Below are 17,829 nucleotides of genomic sequence, written 5' to 3'. Positions count from 1 at the left end.
TTACATCCAAATATATCAAGGGTTGAGAGCTATCTTTAGGGTGCTAAAGTTGAGTATATAATCAACTTTTTTTATGTTTAACCCATATATATATTTTTGAATATTTTCGGCAGGCCCATGTATGACAACTACACTTGAATCTTCACGATAGTCTTTCTGAAGCTTTTTGAAAAAGATCTCATTAATTTAAATTAGGATTAAAATTGTTTGTGCTTTTTTTCTCCGTACAATCTCTCTTATAAAAGGACCTGTTCCTGGTCCTAATTCAACAATACATTCTGCTTTTTCAAAGTTAACAGCATCAACCATTTGTTTCGATAATCTGTTAGAACTAGGTGCAATTGCCACAGTATATTTTGGATGTTTCATATATTCTTTTAAAAATGTAATAGGTCGCATACATATCTCCCCGCAGTCATAAAAGATAATTATAGTTTAAATAGAATTCCTTAAAAAATATAGAGGTAGATTCTTAACATTTTCTTAAACTGGAAAGTACAATACAAAAATACACGCTCTGCGATATTGAGTGAATATATTGGTATGAGAAAGGAAGCCATTTTTAAGGCAGAAAGCGCTGGCACCGGAAATTATATAAATGGAGCTGCTCCAAGGCTGGCAGAAGGAACGGGAATTCCAACACTTTATAATGAGATGGCCGTAAAATGAGTCAAATCATGTGGAGAATCTCAACCGCCCCAAATTTTAGGGCGCTGCCAAGAAAGTGTGCTTTCGTATCCCAATCATCCCTTGTGTATGTAAAAATGTTGCAGGCGATCAAAAGGAGAATCCGCCATTTTGTTTCACGTGAAATCATCGTCAAATAGAGGGAAAACCATTGTATACATCATTTTGGTTTTGTATAATGTATATGAGGTGGCGGGAATGAAAGATGAAATAAAAATTAGAAAACAAATCTATTTAGAGCCTAAACAGAATGAACAAATTAAATTATTATCTGCTCGACAGAATAAGACAGAAGCACAAATTATTAGAGAGGCTATAAATCATTATCTAACGGAAAATAAAAAGGAATTGGACGATCCGATCTTGGAACTGATTGGAATGGTAAAAAATGAAACCTGTGATGGTTCTACAAACCATGACCAAGATATTTATTTGAAGAAGAATGAGGATACCCATGAAACAAGATAAATTGTTTATCGATACCGGGGCTTGGATTGCACTAATACAAGAAAAAGATCAGTTTCATGAACGTGCAAGCAGTTTCTTGAAAAGTCTTGACTTCTCGGTTAAACGGGTTTCCTCAAGTTATGTCATTGCTGAGACATATACTTGGTTACGGTATCGTGCGGGGGTTTCTTATGCTAACCAGTTTCTTGGGATAATAGAAAAATCCAAACAGAATGGTACTTTAAACATCATCTTGGATCATAACGAGACATTACAATTGGCAGAACAATTGCTGAAAGATTTTCCTGACCAGAAATTGTCTTATGTTGATGCTGTCAGCATGGCCATTATGAAGACGGAACAAATACAAAAAGTCTTTGGATTTGACCGCCATTTTTATCTTTTGAAATTTGAAATAGTTCCTTGAGAACAAAAGTTTTTTAAAAAATCCATCAATGACGCAAAAAGGAGTATCATGATGGCGAAAATGAAAGCAAAAAAGAGGAAAAAGATGGTGAGAGAAGGTTATAGAGAATGGCATGACAAAATAAGCTATCCCACAAGGAGAGAAAAAATATTTTGCGAAAAGATCCTGTCTCCATTATGATTTAATGATAAAAGGAATTTCGGAATGAAAAATCGTACGAATGGAAGGGGGTTTGGGGATGGCCATTAAAATAATCATCGCGGATGATAACCCGTTTATTCGTGAAGGCTTGAAGATCATTTTAACGAGTTATGAAGAGTTTGATGTGTTGGCGTTAGTCAATGATGGGGAAGAAGCTGTAAAATATTGCAGGACACATGATGTCGATATTGCTTTATTGGATGTACGTATGCCTCGTATGAACGGTGTGGAAGCAACAAAGCAGATTGTAGCCTCCACGAAAACAAAACCAGTCATTTTGACTACATTTGATGATGATGACTACATACTTGGTGCCATTAAAAATGGTGCAAAAGGGTATTTGTTAAAGAATAATGATCCCGAACGGATACGAGATGCGTTAAAAAGCGTCTACCATGGCACAAGCATTATCCAAGATGAAATGCTGGATAAAATCAAGTCTACATTATCAAACGATCAGCACGTATCCGAGGCGAAGATCGACACATCATTATTCACGCAGCGGGAGCTGGAGATTATGGCCTTTATTGCCAAAGGGTACTCTAATAAGGAAATATCGGAACAAATGTATATCTCGGGAGGAACGGTTGCCAATTATATCACGTCTATTTTAGACAAAACAGGGCTGAAGCATCGTACCCAAATCGCCGTTTATTACCTGACAGGAAAAGTGTATTAACAATGGAACGTTGGGCGATTATCAATAAACTGATTCTCATTTTCTATATCGTGCTAACCCTTGTTTACAAGGAAACGATAGGTACTTCATGGGCTGTGTTTTTGCTCCTGATCTACCTTTGCATCAATATTTGTTCGCACCTTTTAACCCAGCGTGTTCTAATCACATTGTTTTTGCTTACTTCCAGTGCTTTATCTATTATTGGCAGTATTTATGTATATCCATTATTCCTATTGCTTTTACCGTTATCGATTGTAGAATTGCTGAACATATGGACGAAGCAAAAAGTATTAGCCTTCATTTTAGCAGTTGTTCCTGCCTTTTATGTGCAATCGGATATGCAAGCAGAATATGTATTAGTAACGATTTATACGTTCTTGACGTATACAATGGGCGTGATTTACCATTCGAAGCTTTTGAAAAGGGAAAGCCAGTTGGACACTTTGCATATTAAGCAACAAAAGCTAATAAAGCAAATCAATGACAGTGATGCGTATATCAAACAATCCGCCTATACGTTTAAATTGGAGGAACGAAACAGAATCTCTCAGGAAATCCATGATAAGATCGGGCATTCGATTACAGGAGCACTTATTCAAATGGAAGCAGCAAAGAGACTAGTGAAGGTAGACCAGGAAAAGGCGTTAGTGTTACTGCAAAATGCGATTGGCATCACCCAAGATGGCATTGACAGCATTCGGTTAACATTAAAAAATATGAAACCACCAACCGAGCAGGTGGGAATTAACCGCTTGAAAATGTATATTGATGAATTTTCAGCCAAGCATCATAAACGTACCGTCCTAACCTATAACGGGAATGTGGATTGGATCACCCCGATCCAATGGAAAATTATTCAGGAGAATGTAACAGAAGCATTAACAAATTCGCTGAAATATGCGGAGGGGAATACTCAGATCGCGGTCGATGTACAAGTCTTGAACAAGTTGATTAAGGTTGAAGTGAAGGATAATGGCAAAGGCGTCGAAAAAATTGAAAAAGGGTTAGGCATTATCGGGATGGAGGAGCGGACTGCCACGATTGATGGAAAAGTCATCATTGATGGCAGAGATGGATTCTCGGTGACAACCTTGCTACCGACCAAACAATGAAATTTTCATTATGAAAACATGAAAAACTTCATGTCAAGTTATGAAAGAATGCACTTATGCTAGTGCGTTCTTTTTTTTATACTTTAAGAAAGTATTCCTTTTAAGAAAGTATTCCTTTTAAGAAAGTATTCCTTTCGTAGCAATTGTAATTTTATCGGTTCAAAGTCTAAGAAAAACTAAGGCTTTCACTATTAAGACTGGGTGACAAGCCAAGTTTTTCTAATACTTATTGCAGAGTGCAAGGAGCACGGTAAAAGAGATATGTAATCCCGCTTTTTGAACAAGGTTGATACCAATAGGAGAGGTGATCGTATGTATATTTTAGAAATAAATGATTTAACAAAGAAATTCGGTGATTTTATTGCTGTTGATGACATGTCCTTATCTATTTCAGAAGGGGAGATATTTGGTTTTTTGGGATCCAATGGAGCCGGTAAGAGTACGGCAATCAATATGATCACTGGTCTATTGCGAAAAAATAAAGGTTCGATCATGATTCTTGGGAAAGATACTGACAAAGATCATGAGTATATTAAAAAACATATCGGTCTTGTGCCTCAGGAATTGGCCATCTATGAGGATTTAACAGCCTATGAAAACGTACATTTTTTTGCAGGCTTGTATGGTTTGCGCGGACAGGAGCTACACGATCGAACGGTGGAAGCACTGGAGTTCGTTGGTTTATCAGAAAAACAGAAAAGCTATCCCAAAACCTTTTCCGGCGGGATGAAACGGCGGCTCAATATCGCATGTGCGATTGCACATCAGCCTAAATTGATCATTATGGATGAACCGACTGTCGGAATTGATCCGCAATCCAGAAACTATATATTGAAATCGGTACGCAAGCTAAATGGAATGGGCTGTACCATCATTTATACGAGTCATTACATGGAAGAAGTAGAGGAAATCTGCAGTCGGATTGCGATTATTGATCACGGAAAAATTATAGCTGAAGGAACGAAGGAACAACTGAAATCGCTCATTACGGATTCCAAGCTGATCTTCATCGAGGTAAAGTCTACTGAAGTGATCGATGTGAATGATATCTATAAGATTCAAGGGGTCGCAAATGTAAAAGTGGTTAAAAACACGGTGCAAATAAATACAGAGCTAGGTGTGAACAACTTAAATCAAATTATCGATTATTTTATCAATAACCAATTGGAAATCCGGTCACTAGATGAAAAAGAACCGAACCTGGAAACCGTATTTTTGACGTTAACTGGCAGAAATTTGCGAGATTCGTAGAAGGGAGGGAACAAATATGAACATGCTACTAATAGCCTGGAAGGAAATTAAGCATGAATTTCGGGATATTCGGACACTGGTATTTATGCTTGCTTTCCCCATTGTGCTCATGCTTGTGCTTGGTACGGCATTGACCGGAGCATTTAATGATGAGATTTCGATTGACGATATGGATGTGCTGTATGACAACACGAATGACAGTCTCACTCAACCGTTCGAATCATTTACGAAGGATTTAGCACAATCCGGGATTCATTTTAATCCGGTAAAAGATGATATGGACGGGAAAGAGCTAGTGAAACAAGGAAAAGCAGATGGGTACGTTTCGATTGATCAATCTGGATTTCATTTGTTTGTGAATGATCAACGCAGTATAGAAGGGAGTATTTTACAAGGGGTACTTGCCTCTTTTGTTGAACGGTACAATCTGGTGACGGAGATTACGAAGGTGGATCCAGAGAAGGCTGAGTCTGTCTTTTCGGATTCATCCAAACATGATTACATCGACGATCATGCACTCCACCCGAAACAGCAGCCTAGTTCAATGGATTATTATGCGGTTGTGATGACGACGATGATTGTACTGTATTCGGCAATGTCGGGAAGTCAATTGATGTCACATGAACGAACACGTAGAACAGCAAGCCGGTTAATGATTGCCCCGATTCATAAACGTGATATTTTTATTGGGAAAGTGTTGGGGAGTATCGTCATTAATATGGTTTGTATTACGTTGATTGTTATCATCAGTAAGCTTGTGTTCCATGCAAATTGGGGAGATCATTTGGGTTTGGTATTCCTTGTGCTTCTAACTGAAGTGATCTTTTCCGTCAGTTTTGGACTTGGGGTTTCTTTTTTGATTAAATCTCCTGCGGGTCCGACAATGGTGATAATGATTGTCGTTCAATTGGCATCATTCTTTGGAGGTGCCTATTTTCCAATCGAGAATCCAGAAGGCATTCTGAAGGTTATTAGCAATCTATCTCCGTTAACTTTGGAAAATAAAGCTGTTTTCAATCTCGTTTATGGGAACGATGTATCCTTCATGATGCCAGCTATCGGTATGAATATTGGTCTTGCTTTACTATTTTTGCTGATTTCGATTGTATTGATGAGACGACGGGAGGGATTGTAAATGAAGGATACTCTATGGTTAATGAGCAAAACATTACGGACAACATTCCGGAACAAGAAAAATATTTTACTTTATTTGGTCACACCACTTGTAGGTATCTTGATTGCTTTGGTTGCTTACGGTGGCCAAGATAGCCAAATGACCCTTGGTGTGGTCAATCATGATGATGATTCAATTGCTACTGAGACGATTTCCTTTTTAAAAGGGCTGGACCATATCCAAGTGAAGGAAATGCAGGCAGATGATGTAAAGGAACATGTGATATCAGGGAAGGTTGATGGTGTAATTACTTTTGAACAAGGCTATTCTGAAAGTGTGCTGGCTGGAGAACCTGAACATATTGACCTGACATCGATCAAAGGGGAAAGTGTTACCAGTTTTGTCAAATCGTATTTGTATCAATATATTGATAACCTGACTGCACTTGGCAAGGCAGCGGAAGGGGATCCGGGTACGTTCAGCCGTATGTACAATCATTATCAGCAAGCGGATTTTCAATTTGAAACGACTACGCTTGAGGATTCATCCACGAGCAAAACGATGACACTATCTGCCTTCGGTTTTTTGATCATGATTATGATGATGTCAGCTGCTAACCTAGCGGAAATTATTTTAGCGGAAAAGGAAAATCGTACGTACTTCCGTTTGTTGTCCACACCAATTACAGCGCGTAAATATATTTTTTCCAATGTACTTGTGAATATGATGGTGATGCTCGTTCAAGTCGTCATTACGCTTGTTTTCCTGTCTTATGTCTTTCACATTGATTTGAATGTTCCATTTTGGAAGGCGTTTGTGGTCATGGCGATTTTTTCGCTGATCTCGGTTGGACTCTCTTTGGTTATTGTGGCGTTTTCTAATAGTCGGAGTGCATCGAATGCCCTGACCAATTTGATTATTTTGCCGACTGTCATGCTGTCGGGTTGTTTTTGGCCGGTTGAAGTGATGCCGAAGTCCATTCAAAAGATATCCGAGTTTCTGCCCCAACGCTGGACGTTGGATACGTTGACAAAACTGCAGGACGGAAGCACATTTGGCAGCTTGTATTTAAACCTTCTCATCTTGTTTGCCTTCGCCGCGGCCTTCTTTCTTGTTGCCATTTATAAGTTTAGCCGCAATAACAGTACAAAAAGCTTTATTTAAAAAAAGAAATCCTTCCTTAATAGATTTAAATTAATCCAGGGCTGAAATATTCTATTTGCCGTTTAGATAGTATTTGTCAATCATGCAGGGGTGATGAAGTTGCACTTTTGTTTCCCCAATTCCGCTTGCACCTCCAGTTGCGTGAGGCTTTATAATGAGTACAAATTGTTCTGGGGGGATTTTTGATGAAAGAGCATAAGAAATATTCTGTTGGGGAGTTTGCCGAAAAAACAGGATTATCCATTCGCACGTTGCATTACTATGATGAAATTGGTTTGCTTCAACCAGAAAGGGATCCGGCGTCTGGTCACCGCATTTACAGTCATCAAGATATTTTAACTTTACAGAAAATTTTAAGTCTCAAGTTCCTTGGTTACAGCCTGGAAAATATTGCTTCAATGATGCATGAGCCGAGCTTTACTGTTGATTTAAATGAAACACTGGCCCTTCACTTGCAGGCGCTGGAAAAAGAGAAGCATCAAATTGAAAAATCAATAATTTCCATTAAGAGAGTGATTAAGCTTCTGGAGGAAGAAGTGGAGGTGGACAGTGCCGTATTATTTAGTCTCATTCATAATATGATAACGGAAAATAGGCAAAAAGAATGGATGGAACGAAATCAACTAACAGATGTCATGGAAGCAATCTACAATAAAACGGAAAACGAATTGGTTTCCTTGGATCAATCATTTATCCAATTCTCTAAAAAAGTAAAGCAATTATGTGGAAGCCCTGCAGAGGACCCAAAAGTCCAAGAAATGATCCAAACGTATCTCCAAGAATCTTTTGCGTTTTTGGGTGAGGATGTGATACACCAGCTTGCTGATGCAGATGTGGAGAAGTTGGACATTCAAGAACTGGAAAGCATGGCACCCCCTCCATTCACGGAAGAAGAGCAGAAATGGCTTAATCAAGTGATGGAATACTATATGAACCAAACAGAGCAGGAATAAAAAGTCTACCGGTTCCTTCTGTTTTAAAAAAGATTTAACTGACAGTCTCTACAGGAAAACAAACGTTCTTTGCAGAGACTGTTTTTGATATGAACCGATGACCCAATAACGTTTTATTGAAAGTCTTTTTTGGGGGCCGACAATTTGAACGAATCAATCATCCTGGTTGTTGAAATTTAGACCTTTTTGTGGGGAACCAGATATTGATAAAGAAAAAATGGCACATATAAGGGCAATTATCACAACGCCTGAACCTATGCTGGCTGTGCTTACTACTGAACCTGTATAGCCTAGTGCCACTCCGCCAATTCCGGAACCTGCGGCAATCCCAATTTGAAGAGCAGAGTTATTAAGGCTCTGGTGAATATAAGCAGACTCGGGATCAGTATTGATAAGATAATTTTGTATAGGAGGAGCCAAAGCCCAACTTAATGCCGCCCATACCATCATCACAACAAGAAATGCAAAAAAAGAAAACGTTGAGTATGAAGCACAAAGAGTATAATGGCAAAAGAGCTAATAACGATTAACATGCTTTTTGGTGAGCCAATCCAATCGGCGAGCGTTCCCCCAAGTGCACCGCCGCGTACTGCTGCAAGCCCGAAAAGAAAATAGCATATGCTAATCCAGTGTTGATTCAAATGTAAAGTGGTTTCTAAAAAAGGTGTAAAGTATGCATAAACGGTGTAGTGCCCTGCTAACATGAACATCATGGCTAAATGTGCACCAATAATCTTTAAATTACCAAGTGATTTAATCTGCACAGATAGTGGAAGAATTTTTTCGGCAGGAATCTCTTCCAAAAAAGTATAAATAAGGATCATAGAAATGATGGATAAGACTGCAATTCCCAGAAAAACGGAACGCCAACCAAAAGCATCGGTTATCATAATTCCGATTGGAACTCCCAGTACAAGTGATGAGCTAATTCCCATATAGATAACCCCTAATGCTTTTGCTCGATGTATTGGATCAACAATCTTTGCTGCAATGGTTAAAGAAAGTACAATAACCAAAGCCGCACTCATAGCCGTAATAATCCTGGCAATCATAATGAATGGGAAAGTTGGACTGAAATAGGTCATCACATTTCCAAGAAAAAATACGGTTAACGCTGCAAGATACAACTTTTTTCGTTCTATATTAGCAGTTAATGATAAAAGTACAGGACCAGAAATAGCATAAACGAGAGCAAAAACAGTGATGAGCTGTCCGGCGGCTTCTATCGCAACATGTAGATCCTTTGCAATGACAGGTAAGATTCCCCCTGCAATTAATTCCACCAACCCTACTGTTACAGAAGATGCTGCAAGTATAAAAACTCTAAAATTCATTAAAATCCCTCCTGCTGGAAACCCGATAGACGTATAACATTCAAAGGGAATTTAAAAGAAATAAAAAAAACGACTACAAATGATTGGGTATTTTTTGTAGTCAGAATTTAACGGTTCCTGGTAGAGACCCTCAAACCATATTATTGAGGTTATACATATTTGGGTTTCATATTCAATTGGCTGTTTTCCAATCTAGCATATCTTTTTCAAGCAGGGGATACAGGTGTCAGCTATGAGAAGTAAATTTATGTTTTTTAGTCCTTAAAACAGAAAATGAACTTATTCACAGATGTAAAAATTTACCAATTGATTTTTCTGTGAAAAAAGTCAAAACGAGCACAATGGATTATTTTTGGCTTTAAAGTTGTGGATAACTATAAAAACTCTTCCTTAGCATCACCTCCTTTGATACAATAAAACCGTTAGGTAAACCTGACTTGCATCGGTTTTCTTAATTGGTGTAGGTCCTCGTCTGTTAGCGTGCGGCTCCGAATCGCTTCTAACAGATCCGAGGATTTTTCTTTTGCCGATTTTTTTAGCCCCTTTAGGATCTTGGCACCATTAAGGTACAACTGAACCAAGATATCGGCGATTTGCACCAGAAGGTAATGGTTTTTCATTGCCGTATAGTTATGGGAATTCACATGTTCAATATTGTGCCACCCGTTCTTCTGATGGTTAAAACCCTCGTTTTCTATTTTCCAGCGACTCCGCCCCGCTTGGACGAGTTTTTCCGCATTCCTTTTAGTGATTCTGATATCCGTAATAAACAAAAACTCTTTGTCCTCTGTTTTCAATACTGCTTCCAAAAGATTCACGCGTCTGTTGTTATATGAAATATCGGGGGTCCAAACAAACTGATCTCCCTCTTTTTTTCATGTTTGTTCTTTTTGTTGTTTTCTTCCAGGTATTTGATGGCTTGGAACTCAGTCGCGATGCTTTTAATTCTGCCTTCCTTGAAACGGAAGATGTATTTCCATTTGTTATCGTGGCAGATGTCAAAGACAGGCTCACATGCATACAGGCTGTCTCCCAAAAGACAGATGGGCAGTCGTTTGAATGTGCTTTTGATTTTCTTGGCCATCCTTTTGAATGCCTTTAGCTCACAGTCCTGTTTGGGAGCGTCTTCCGACTCGTTTTCAATAAACTCTGAAGCAATGCTGAACACCATCTCTCCAACGACCAGCTTCGCTTCTAACACATGATGCATGTAGATGACCTTTGTTTCCCTAATCTCTTGATCCTTGTATTCCCGTCTCAGGCAATGATCACAGTGCTTCTCCTTAAAAGTATGGATTCCCGTGCCATCCACAACAATGAGCCAATATTTATCCGAAATCCGATATGATTCAAAGCATCTTTTTTTTAGAAGTGCCTTGATCATATACGTTCTAACTTTCTCCAGTTCTTTGCCATCCAGTTTGAATAAAAAGTCATTGATCGTATCGTAATGAGGGAGCTCTTCAAGCTGTTTTAAACCCAAAACTTTTTTTACATTTTTAATGCATTCTTCTTTGTTGAAGCGCTCCGTCATGCTTCTCATTGAATCAATGCCGAATGCATTTTTCAGGAGAATCGTATATAGAATCGTCTCCGCTCCATAAGTGATATAGCTTTGATGCCTGGGGTCTTTAATCTTTTTTAATGTGTTTGTAAATTCTTTAAAGAAATGACGCTGAATTTTGACGAACTCTATAAGCGAACAATCCAAAATGAAGAATAAGATCATTCGTCGCAAATTTGCCCGAAGGTAAACGCTCTAAATCTAAATCGGTTTTGAGTTCACTGTGAAATTGTTCACTCGTTCCATGATATTCGTATAGCTCCACGATCTTGGCAGTTGGCACAAATAATGAAGTAAAGTAAGTATCAAATTCAATCTCTGGAACCAGCAAGATCTGCCCGTCTTTATCAATAGCCCTCTCTATCACCTTAAAGGCGATATGGATAGGGACACCAGTGCCCTTAATGGTGGATAGACAGTAACCCATGTATACATTTTTGCCTGGACGCTCCTCTAGACAGATGCCACTATCCTTTGCGATGGACAGCCAATCTTCTGCTGTTTCTTTCCGGGGATTACGCTTGATGATAAAGTCCACCTTATTTATCATGCAGATTTTTAAATTATCTGCACTGTCACAGGCTGAATCCATACGAAGGAGAATCGGTTGATTCGTCATTCGTCTTGCAAGCTCAATCGTTTTCTGAAGAAATTCGGGGGTGCCCTTTTGTGAATGTACACTCCCTTCACGTAGTTCTACGTTGACCCCATAGCCTTCTTGCCCAAGATAGGCAAACATAGGAGCATAACCGTCGGAACCTTTGTATGTTCGTGAAACTCCTTCTTTCATCGTATTGGAGTTATCAAAAGGAGAGACATCCATATCCAAGGGAAGATAGGGTGTATTCCCTACATAGACAGGCGTAATGGCTGCATCCATACGGTAAATAAGGTTAGCGGACTCTTCCAATAAGATCGTCTTCCAGTCATCTATTAAAGAAGCCTGATTCAATCGTTGACGGAGAGTGGGACTAGAAGGGACATTGTCGACATTTAGAGCATAACGGAAAAATTCGTCTTCCCGGAAAGCTTCTATATGGTCAAAATCATTCTTGCCTTGGCAAAGTAAACCAATATAGGACAGGGCGACATCCCTATTGGAGATATTTGAATTTCGTTGAGTTTTACTTGGTTGTGCTTGATTCAATCGTTGTGACAAAGAAGTGTGATATAAAAGATTGCCAATAACGGCTAAACCAGTATGCGCTGTAATACGTTCGCTAGTAGAGGGTGTTCAAAAAGCCCTTATTTTTCACGAAAAATAAAAATGCACCTTTAGCAAAATATGGTAAAATGAAAGTAACAACACAATCAAAAATACCGATTTGCAAGGTGCATTTTCATGGAATTACAATTGGAACTAATTCCCTTTCACTATTATAACACACTCGGCTTTGATGCGGAATTAATAGATTACATTGATCATGTAGACGACTCCATTGTTTTTGAAAAGGTAAACCCACTTTATAAGGTTGGTCCGAGGACTTATTTCCGTATCCTTTTTCATCATGAGAGACATGTTCAGGTTAATTGAACGTATCATCAAGCATGTGCGTGCAACGATTTTACCCGAAAATCATGTTGAAAAGATAAAGGAATTACAAATGCAGCAGGTGGAACAGATGTCGTTACCTTTGGTTGCCTAAATTCCATCTAGATCGGATAGTTTTATTTTTTTTTAAAAGCTATTTATGGCCAAGGGGAGAGTATGCCCTTTTTTAGCCTTTTTCAGGAGATAATTCACTGAACATTTAATTATTTAAAGCGTATCTCCCAAATCTACCTAAATAACAGATTAGAATGTACATTTGGGTTTTATCAGACTTTAATTTCATTTAAGTAGGGTACTTTTTGAACAACCTCTTATAATTTGTTACGTATGGTAGGGCAAGAAAGTCTAAAAGACAATGATGTCCCCCTAAGGAAAAATGTAAAAAGGCGCCGTATACGAACAGTAATTCAAAATATAATCACCTTAGCCTCGAAACTTGTCAACAGTGGAAGACAGTGGAAATTGAAATTCAATAAAGATAATCTTTGGTATACCGTATTTAAGAAGCTGTATTGTGCATTTTATTAAGCCACTTTTACTGCTAAATAAAATAAGATTGGTGACGAAGCCTTTGAAAAAACGAGTGATCATAAGGCTTATTTCAACATGCCTTCAAAAAAAGACAACTAAAGAAAAAGGAATATTTTATTTGAATTTGATCGTAATTACCCTTTTGGAATAAGAGCGAAATAGGTGAAACCGCTCTTTTTTTGTCCGAAGTACTTAGTCACGGATTCAGGTTCTTGTAATCATCCATAAATCCCCCTAAATCATGATAAATACAGTTAAATTATCCTATATTTATCAAAATTTAGGGGGATAAAATAAGTGAATTATCTCGAAGAATTTTTACTCCTCAAAGCTGAAAGAAGATTGCTTTATTTTTTTTTTTGAAACTTTATTATAACTGATCAAACTTTTTTAAAACTGCATTTACACGCTACCCCAATTAGAAAAAAGGTCAACCTGAAATTCCACTCCAGGTTGACCTTATCCGAAACTGCTTATTGGGACTTGGTTACACTATCCGCTCCGCTATGATTGGATTTTGGCAATAACAGCGTTGCTAACACACACACTATGGCTAACCCCAGAAACACGATAAAAACATCATGGATGCTGGAAACAAGAATATCTTGCAATTGTGAAAGCATCGAAGGGGAAAGCTGATCGGTGCCTGATGCGTTGATCAATCTGTTCATTTGATTGATATCCGCACTTTCCAAGTTTTCGGTCGCCATGTGCTGAACAATCCGGGAGTTAAAGTAGCTGCCGAACACGGAAGCCCCCAACATTTGTCCTAACGAACGAAACAAAGAATTGGTCGCTGTTGCCACTCCGCTTAAGGAAGAATCGACTGCGGATTGAACGACAACGGTATACAAGGTCACGGTGATGCCAAAACTAATGCCGAGCAATGCGGAAATCAAGTAAAAGCCATACGAACTGCTCGTTAATTGCATCGCCGCCAGCCACACTCCGCATAGAATCAAGATCATATTGCCTGTGAACGAGGTTACTCTTATCCCTTGTTGCACAAGCATTTTCCCGCATAGGTAGGAACCGAATGCCCAGAAAATCGCTAAGGGAGCGAGCATGAGTCCTGCTTCCATTGCTCCCGTTCCCAATCCTCCTTGGAACCACATCGGCATATACACTAACGTTCCCATCATGATCGCATTCACGAGAAATTGAATGAAGTTGGCTGACAAGATTTTAAGCTCCCGAAACATGTACAAGGGTAAGATCGGTTCCTTTGCTTTCGTTTCTATCCATAAAAATAACCCCATCAACACGACGAAAGCGGCGATACACCAAAGGACCTGCCCCGATAGCCAATGCCCCTCCCCACCCTTCTGAACCGCATATAATAAAGATAGCATGCTTAATGAGAAGGTAAGGATACCCCAGTAATCAATTGTTTTTTTGCTTTTCTCAATCTTCTCTTGTAGAAACATCACCATGAGAAGGATGGCCGCCAGACCAAATGGAATATTGAAAAAGAAAATCCAATGCCAGGAGACATAATCGACGAAGAAACCGCCGAGCAGAGGCCCAATCACACCCGATCCTCCCCAAACGAAAGCCGTAAGTCCAATCATCTGGGCCCGTTTATCTTCCGAGGGATAAATATCCGCAATGATCGTCTGTGTGACCGGCAAAATAGCACCAGCACCGATTCCTTGAACAAGCCGGAAAGCAATCAATTGCTCCATCGTTTGGGCTAGACCGCACAGGGCAGAACCGATCAAGAAAATTGCAGCGCCCACGGCGAAAATAAGCTTCCTTCCGTATAAATCGGACAGCTTGCCGAAAATCAATACAGTAACGGTAGAGGCCAGCAAATAAACCGTAAATACCCCATTCATAAGCTCAATGCCCTGAAGGGAACCTACAATTTTAGGCATGGCGGTTGTAACAATCGATGACTCTGCAGCCGCTAAAAAGGTAGCGACAAAGATAGAGATCATAACCATCGATCGATTCATGTTCATAATAATAAGAATCCTCCTTTATTTGGTTTAGCATGTATAGCTTCCAAATAAAGGTGGGCACTTGTTTATACATAAGAATATCATCATAACGTTCATCACTACCTAACATCGACATTACGATATGAACTGGGCGAGTTGCTCACAGAAAGGTTTTCCCTCCAGAAATGATTCATCTCAATTTTTAAAATATTTATGTTTAAATGGTATCTTTAATAACTAGAATTTGTCAATAAATAAAACTACCCATATTTATATACGCTAAATGATGAATTTCCATTATGAAATGAGGCCTTATAAGCGGAATCTACTCATGGACATTCGAGTGCGAATCAAATGAAACGACCACCTCTGCTAGCATGGTAATCATTTAAAAAGACGGAAAAGGGCCTTATAATTTTTGACCATTCATTCCGAAAATGTTATTCTTTTAAAAGAAAGGGGAAAAGGCACATGGCAAGACATAAAGAATTTGATAAAGCAAAGGTTCTCAGCAAAGCAATGGAATTCTTTTGGTATCGGGGCTATGAGGGTACTTCCCTTCAAGAACTACTGAAACATTTGGGAATTGCAAAGCAAAGTATGTATGATACCTATGGAAATAAACACGACTTATTTTTAGCCTCTTTAAAACATTATGCGGATCAGAAGATAACGTATCTAAATAACGCGCTTGAAAGATACGACTCGCCAAAGGAATCCATCATGGTTGTTTTTTACGATTTAGTAAAATTTCTCATTGATGAAGAACGAAAAAAAGGATGTTTTATGATCAATACGGCAGTAGAACTGGCGCCACATGATCAGGAAATTTCAAAATTGGTTGAAACGAACATGGAACATGAAGTATCCGCATTTTATCGAGCATTAATCCGCGCACAAAAAGAAGGGGAATTAAGTGAGCGGCACGATGATCTTATGGCACTTGCCCGATTTTTGAACCATGCTCGATATAGTCTATTTATTGCATCTAAATCCACTTCGAATCCCGTTGTTTTAAATGATATTGTTAAAATTACACTCTCGGTCCTAGACTAACCTATTGCTGCCCCTTTTCTTTTTATGATTTTTTGGACTGATCAGTCTACAATAGCTGTTTTTACTGAATTTTTTTACGATTATATTAGACCGAATGGTCAAAAAAGGAGAGGTATTGTGGAGACCAATAAAAGGATTAATTCTAAAACGAATCTGGGCATTTTGATGCTCGCTATAGGAATGTTTGTTGTAGGGACAGTTGAATTAGTTTTTGCTGGAGTGTTGAAACTGATATCCACTGACCTCGGAGTTTCGGTCGCAACTACGGGACAGCTCGTGACCATTTATGCTGTTATTTATGCAATAGGTACACCTATTCTTATTACGTTAACCTCCCGCATAGAGAGGAAAAAGCTGTTATTACTCTCGTTATTCGTTTTTATCCTCAGTAACGTCCTTGCAGCCATTAGTCCAAATTATATCTTTCTTATGATCTCAAGAATTATTGCTGCCATTAGTGCCGGGATATTTAGCGTATCTTCCATTGCATTTGCTGCCAAACTAGTCCCTCCCGAAAAGGCAGGGAAAGCAATCGGGACAACGGTTATGGGATTTAGCTCTTCATTGGTTTTAGGGGTACCTTTAGGAACAGTGGTAGGAGAAGCATTTGGATGGAGAATGACATTCACTTTTGTGGCGCTTGTTACGCTTCTTCCTATGTTAGGAATTTGGCTATTTACTCAAAAAGTAAAAGGAGAGGCTCCAGTACCGCTAAAAACACAGTTCTCTATCTTACGAAAACCCGCAATGGTTATGGGTCAATTGGTGAGTGCGTTCGTATTTATTGGCCAATTTTCTCTGTATACGTATTTCACACCCTTCTTGCATCATCTGGCTGGTTTTAATATGGAAAAAATTACAATCGCGTTCTTTGTTTTAGGCATATTTGGTATTCTAGGAAGTTATATAGGTGGTTACAGCGTAGATAAGTGGGGTGTCAAGAAGACGTTATTTGTGACGATAGGTAGTAGGGTACTTACATTCTTTTTACTTCCGCTGGTTGGGGGACATCCTATTTTTTTATTTCTGATCATGATGGTATGGAGTGCTTCTGGCTGGGCGGCGACTCCCGCGAATCAAACATATCTTAGATCTTTGGCTCCAAAATTAGCGGATATGATTATTGCGGTGAATACATCTTTCATGCAATTAGGTATTGCCTTAGGATCAGCAATGGGAGGATTAATCATTAGCAATCATTATTCCTATACCTCACTAAGTTGGTTCGCAGGGGTTATTACCTTGGTTGGTTTATTTTCTTTTTTTCTCTCTATTTACCTTTCAAATAGGCAAGGAAATCTGCAATAAAACATAAGTTAGGGGAAATAGGGTAATAATTTTATTGTCCCACACAAGGAATGTACCTGATATTGATGTCTTGGATAAATAACGTGGTTTCTTTAGCATATGAGTTTCATAGCCATAAAAAAAGGTCCTCCCAAAGGAAACATAATTGACCAAAATGCTGAAAATGAATCATTTCTAAGTTTGCTTTATTCAAATGAAAATGTTTTAGTAAGTAGAAACTGACAGTGAACTCTATGCATTAAGCCCCTTTTTGTTATAATAAAGGTACATAACGAGAGGGGACATTCAAATAGATGAAAAAATACTTTACCATCCGCATTTTGGTTGTGTTTTTATACATTGGTGTTTTATGGTATGGGTTAAGCACGCGGACAAATGTTGGCTATGCAGTGATCATTGTTGGATTATTAGCTGGATTAGCGATTAATTATTGGAATTATCAAGCCAATTTGAAAGGGAAGCTTGAGAATCCACAGGCAGGAAAAAAGCCGAAGAATTCTCAGTGA

The 17,829-nt window shown here is 38.7% G+C and carries 16 protein-coding genes, 3 pseudogenes and 1 riboswitch; of the genes and pseudogenes, 13 read left to right on the top strand and 6 right to left on the bottom strand.

Annotation, left to right across the window (positions count from 1 at the left end; translation table 11 throughout):
- Positions 1–48: 48 nt before the first annotated feature.
- A pseudogene (locus tag MUB24_RS09480) lies at positions 49–399 on the bottom strand (SAM-dependent methyltransferase); the annotation flags it as partial.
- Positions 400–543: 144 nt separating this feature from the next.
- Between MUB24_RS09480 and MUB24_RS23245 the strand changes: the two are divergent.
- The 9 genes from MUB24_RS23245 to MUB24_RS09440 all read left to right on the top strand — a co-directional run bounded on the left by MUB24_RS23245 (position 544) and on the right by MUB24_RS09440 (position 8,035).
- Positions 544–669, top strand: a complete 126-nt coding sequence (locus tag MUB24_RS23245) for a hypothetical protein (protein ID WP_280516935.1) — start codon at positions 544–546, stop codon at positions 667–669.
- Positions 670–885: 216 nt separating this feature from the next.
- Positions 886–1,155 (top strand): ribbon-helix-helix protein, CopG family, encoded by a 270-nt coding sequence (locus MUB24_RS09475; protein ID WP_244703399.1) that lies wholly within the window; start codon positions 886–888, stop codon positions 1,153–1,155.
- Positions 1,142–1,561, top strand: coding sequence for a type II toxin-antitoxin system VapC family toxin (locus MUB24_RS09470; protein ID WP_244703397.1), 420 nt, complete (start codon positions 1,142–1,144; stop codon positions 1,559–1,561). Before MUB24_RS09475 ends, MUB24_RS09470 begins: the two co-directional genes overlap by 14 nt.
- A 238-nt stretch (positions 1,562–1,799) precedes the next feature.
- Positions 1,800–2,441 carry a response regulator transcription factor gene (locus tag MUB24_RS09465; protein ID WP_244703395.1) on the top strand — a complete coding sequence of 214 codons (642 nt, stop codon included), beginning with the start codon at positions 1,800–1,802 and terminating at the stop codon, positions 2,439–2,441.
- Between the two features lie 2 nt (positions 2,442–2,443).
- On the top strand, positions 2,444–3,553 hold the full coding sequence (locus MUB24_RS09460; RefSeq protein ID WP_244703393.1) for a sensor histidine kinase: 1,110 nt from the start codon (positions 2,444–2,446) through the stop codon (positions 3,551–3,553).
- Between the two features lie 312 nt (positions 3,554–3,865).
- Positions 3,866–4,804: an ABC transporter ATP-binding protein gene (locus MUB24_RS09455; protein WP_244703391.1), complete on the top strand. Its 939-nt coding sequence runs from the start codon at positions 3,866–3,868 to the stop codon at positions 4,802–4,804.
- Between the two features lie 16 nt (positions 4,805–4,820).
- Positions 4,821–5,939, top strand: coding sequence for an ABC transporter permease (locus MUB24_RS09450; RefSeq protein WP_244703389.1), 1,119 nt, complete (start codon positions 4,821–4,823; stop codon positions 5,937–5,939).
- On the top strand, positions 5,940–7,082 hold the full coding sequence (locus MUB24_RS09445; RefSeq protein WP_244703387.1) for an ABC transporter permease: 1,143 nt from the start codon (positions 5,940–5,942) through the stop codon (positions 7,080–7,082).
- A gap of 185 nt (positions 7,083–7,267) precedes the next feature.
- A complete protein-coding gene (locus MUB24_RS09440; RefSeq protein WP_244703386.1) occupies positions 7,268–8,035 on the top strand; it encodes a MerR family transcriptional regulator in 768 nt (255 codons plus the stop codon).
- Positions 8,036–8,188: 153 nt separating this feature from the next.
- On the opposite strand, the pseudogene MUB24_RS09435 reads toward MUB24_RS09440, so the two are convergent.
- The 4 genes and pseudogenes from MUB24_RS09435 to MUB24_RS09420 all read right to left on the bottom strand — a co-directional run.
- Positions 8,189–9,369 (bottom strand): annotated as a pseudogene (locus MUB24_RS09435) (MFS transporter).
- A gap of 77 nt (positions 9,370–9,446) precedes the next feature.
- Positions 9,447–9,546: riboswitch (purine riboswitch) on the bottom strand.
- A 245-nt stretch (positions 9,547–9,791) separates the two neighbouring features.
- Entirely contained in the window at positions 9,792–10,166 is a 375-nt protein-coding gene (locus MUB24_RS09430; RefSeq protein WP_244703384.1) for a hypothetical protein, read from the bottom strand.
- 17 nt (positions 10,167–10,183) lie between these two features.
- Complete coding sequence (locus tag MUB24_RS09425) at positions 10,184–11,098, bottom strand: transposase family protein (protein ID WP_244703382.1); 915 nt, start codon at positions 11,096–11,098, stop codon at positions 10,184–10,186.
- Positions 11,058–12,152, bottom strand: a pseudogene (locus MUB24_RS09420) (IS1380 family transposase); the annotation flags it as partial. The gene MUB24_RS09425 and the pseudogene MUB24_RS09420, both read right to left, overlap by 41 nt.
- A gap of 123 nt (positions 12,153–12,275) precedes the next feature.
- Between MUB24_RS09420 and MUB24_RS09415 the strand changes: the two are divergent.
- Positions 12,276–12,467: a hypothetical protein gene (locus MUB24_RS09415; RefSeq protein ID WP_244703380.1), complete on the top strand. Its 192-nt coding sequence runs from the start codon at positions 12,276–12,278 to the stop codon at positions 12,465–12,467.
- A gap of 1,022 nt (positions 12,468–13,489) precedes the next feature.
- Here MUB24_RS09415 and MUB24_RS09405 read toward each other — a convergent pair.
- Positions 13,490–14,980: an MDR family MFS transporter gene (locus MUB24_RS09405; protein ID WP_244703378.1), complete on the bottom strand. Its 1,491-nt coding sequence runs from the start codon at positions 14,978–14,980 to the stop codon at positions 13,490–13,492.
- Between the two features lie 450 nt (positions 14,981–15,430).
- Between MUB24_RS09405 and MUB24_RS09400 the strand changes: the two genes are divergently transcribed.
- From MUB24_RS09400 to MUB24_RS09390, 3 genes are all read left to right on the top strand, one after another.
- Positions 15,431–16,015, top strand: coding sequence for a TetR/AcrR family transcriptional regulator (locus tag MUB24_RS09400; RefSeq protein WP_244703376.1), 585 nt, complete (start codon positions 15,431–15,433; stop codon positions 16,013–16,015).
- A gap of 117 nt (positions 16,016–16,132) precedes the next feature.
- Positions 16,133–17,323 carry an MFS transporter gene (locus tag MUB24_RS09395; protein ID WP_244703374.1) on the top strand — a complete coding sequence of 397 codons (1,191 nt, stop codon included), beginning with the start codon at positions 16,133–16,135 and terminating at the stop codon, positions 17,321–17,323.
- A 293-nt stretch (positions 17,324–17,616) separates the two neighbouring features.
- Positions 17,617–17,829, top strand: a complete 213-nt coding sequence (locus tag MUB24_RS09390; RefSeq protein ID WP_244703372.1) for a hypothetical protein — start codon at positions 17,617–17,619, stop codon at positions 17,827–17,829.

It is taken from the genome of Lederbergia sp. NSJ-179, from assembly GCF_022867885.1.
Taxonomy (GTDB): domain Bacteria; phylum Bacillota; class Bacilli; order Bacillales; family Bacillaceae_C; genus Lederbergia.
This window is presented reverse-complemented; position numbering and strand designations above follow the sequence as displayed.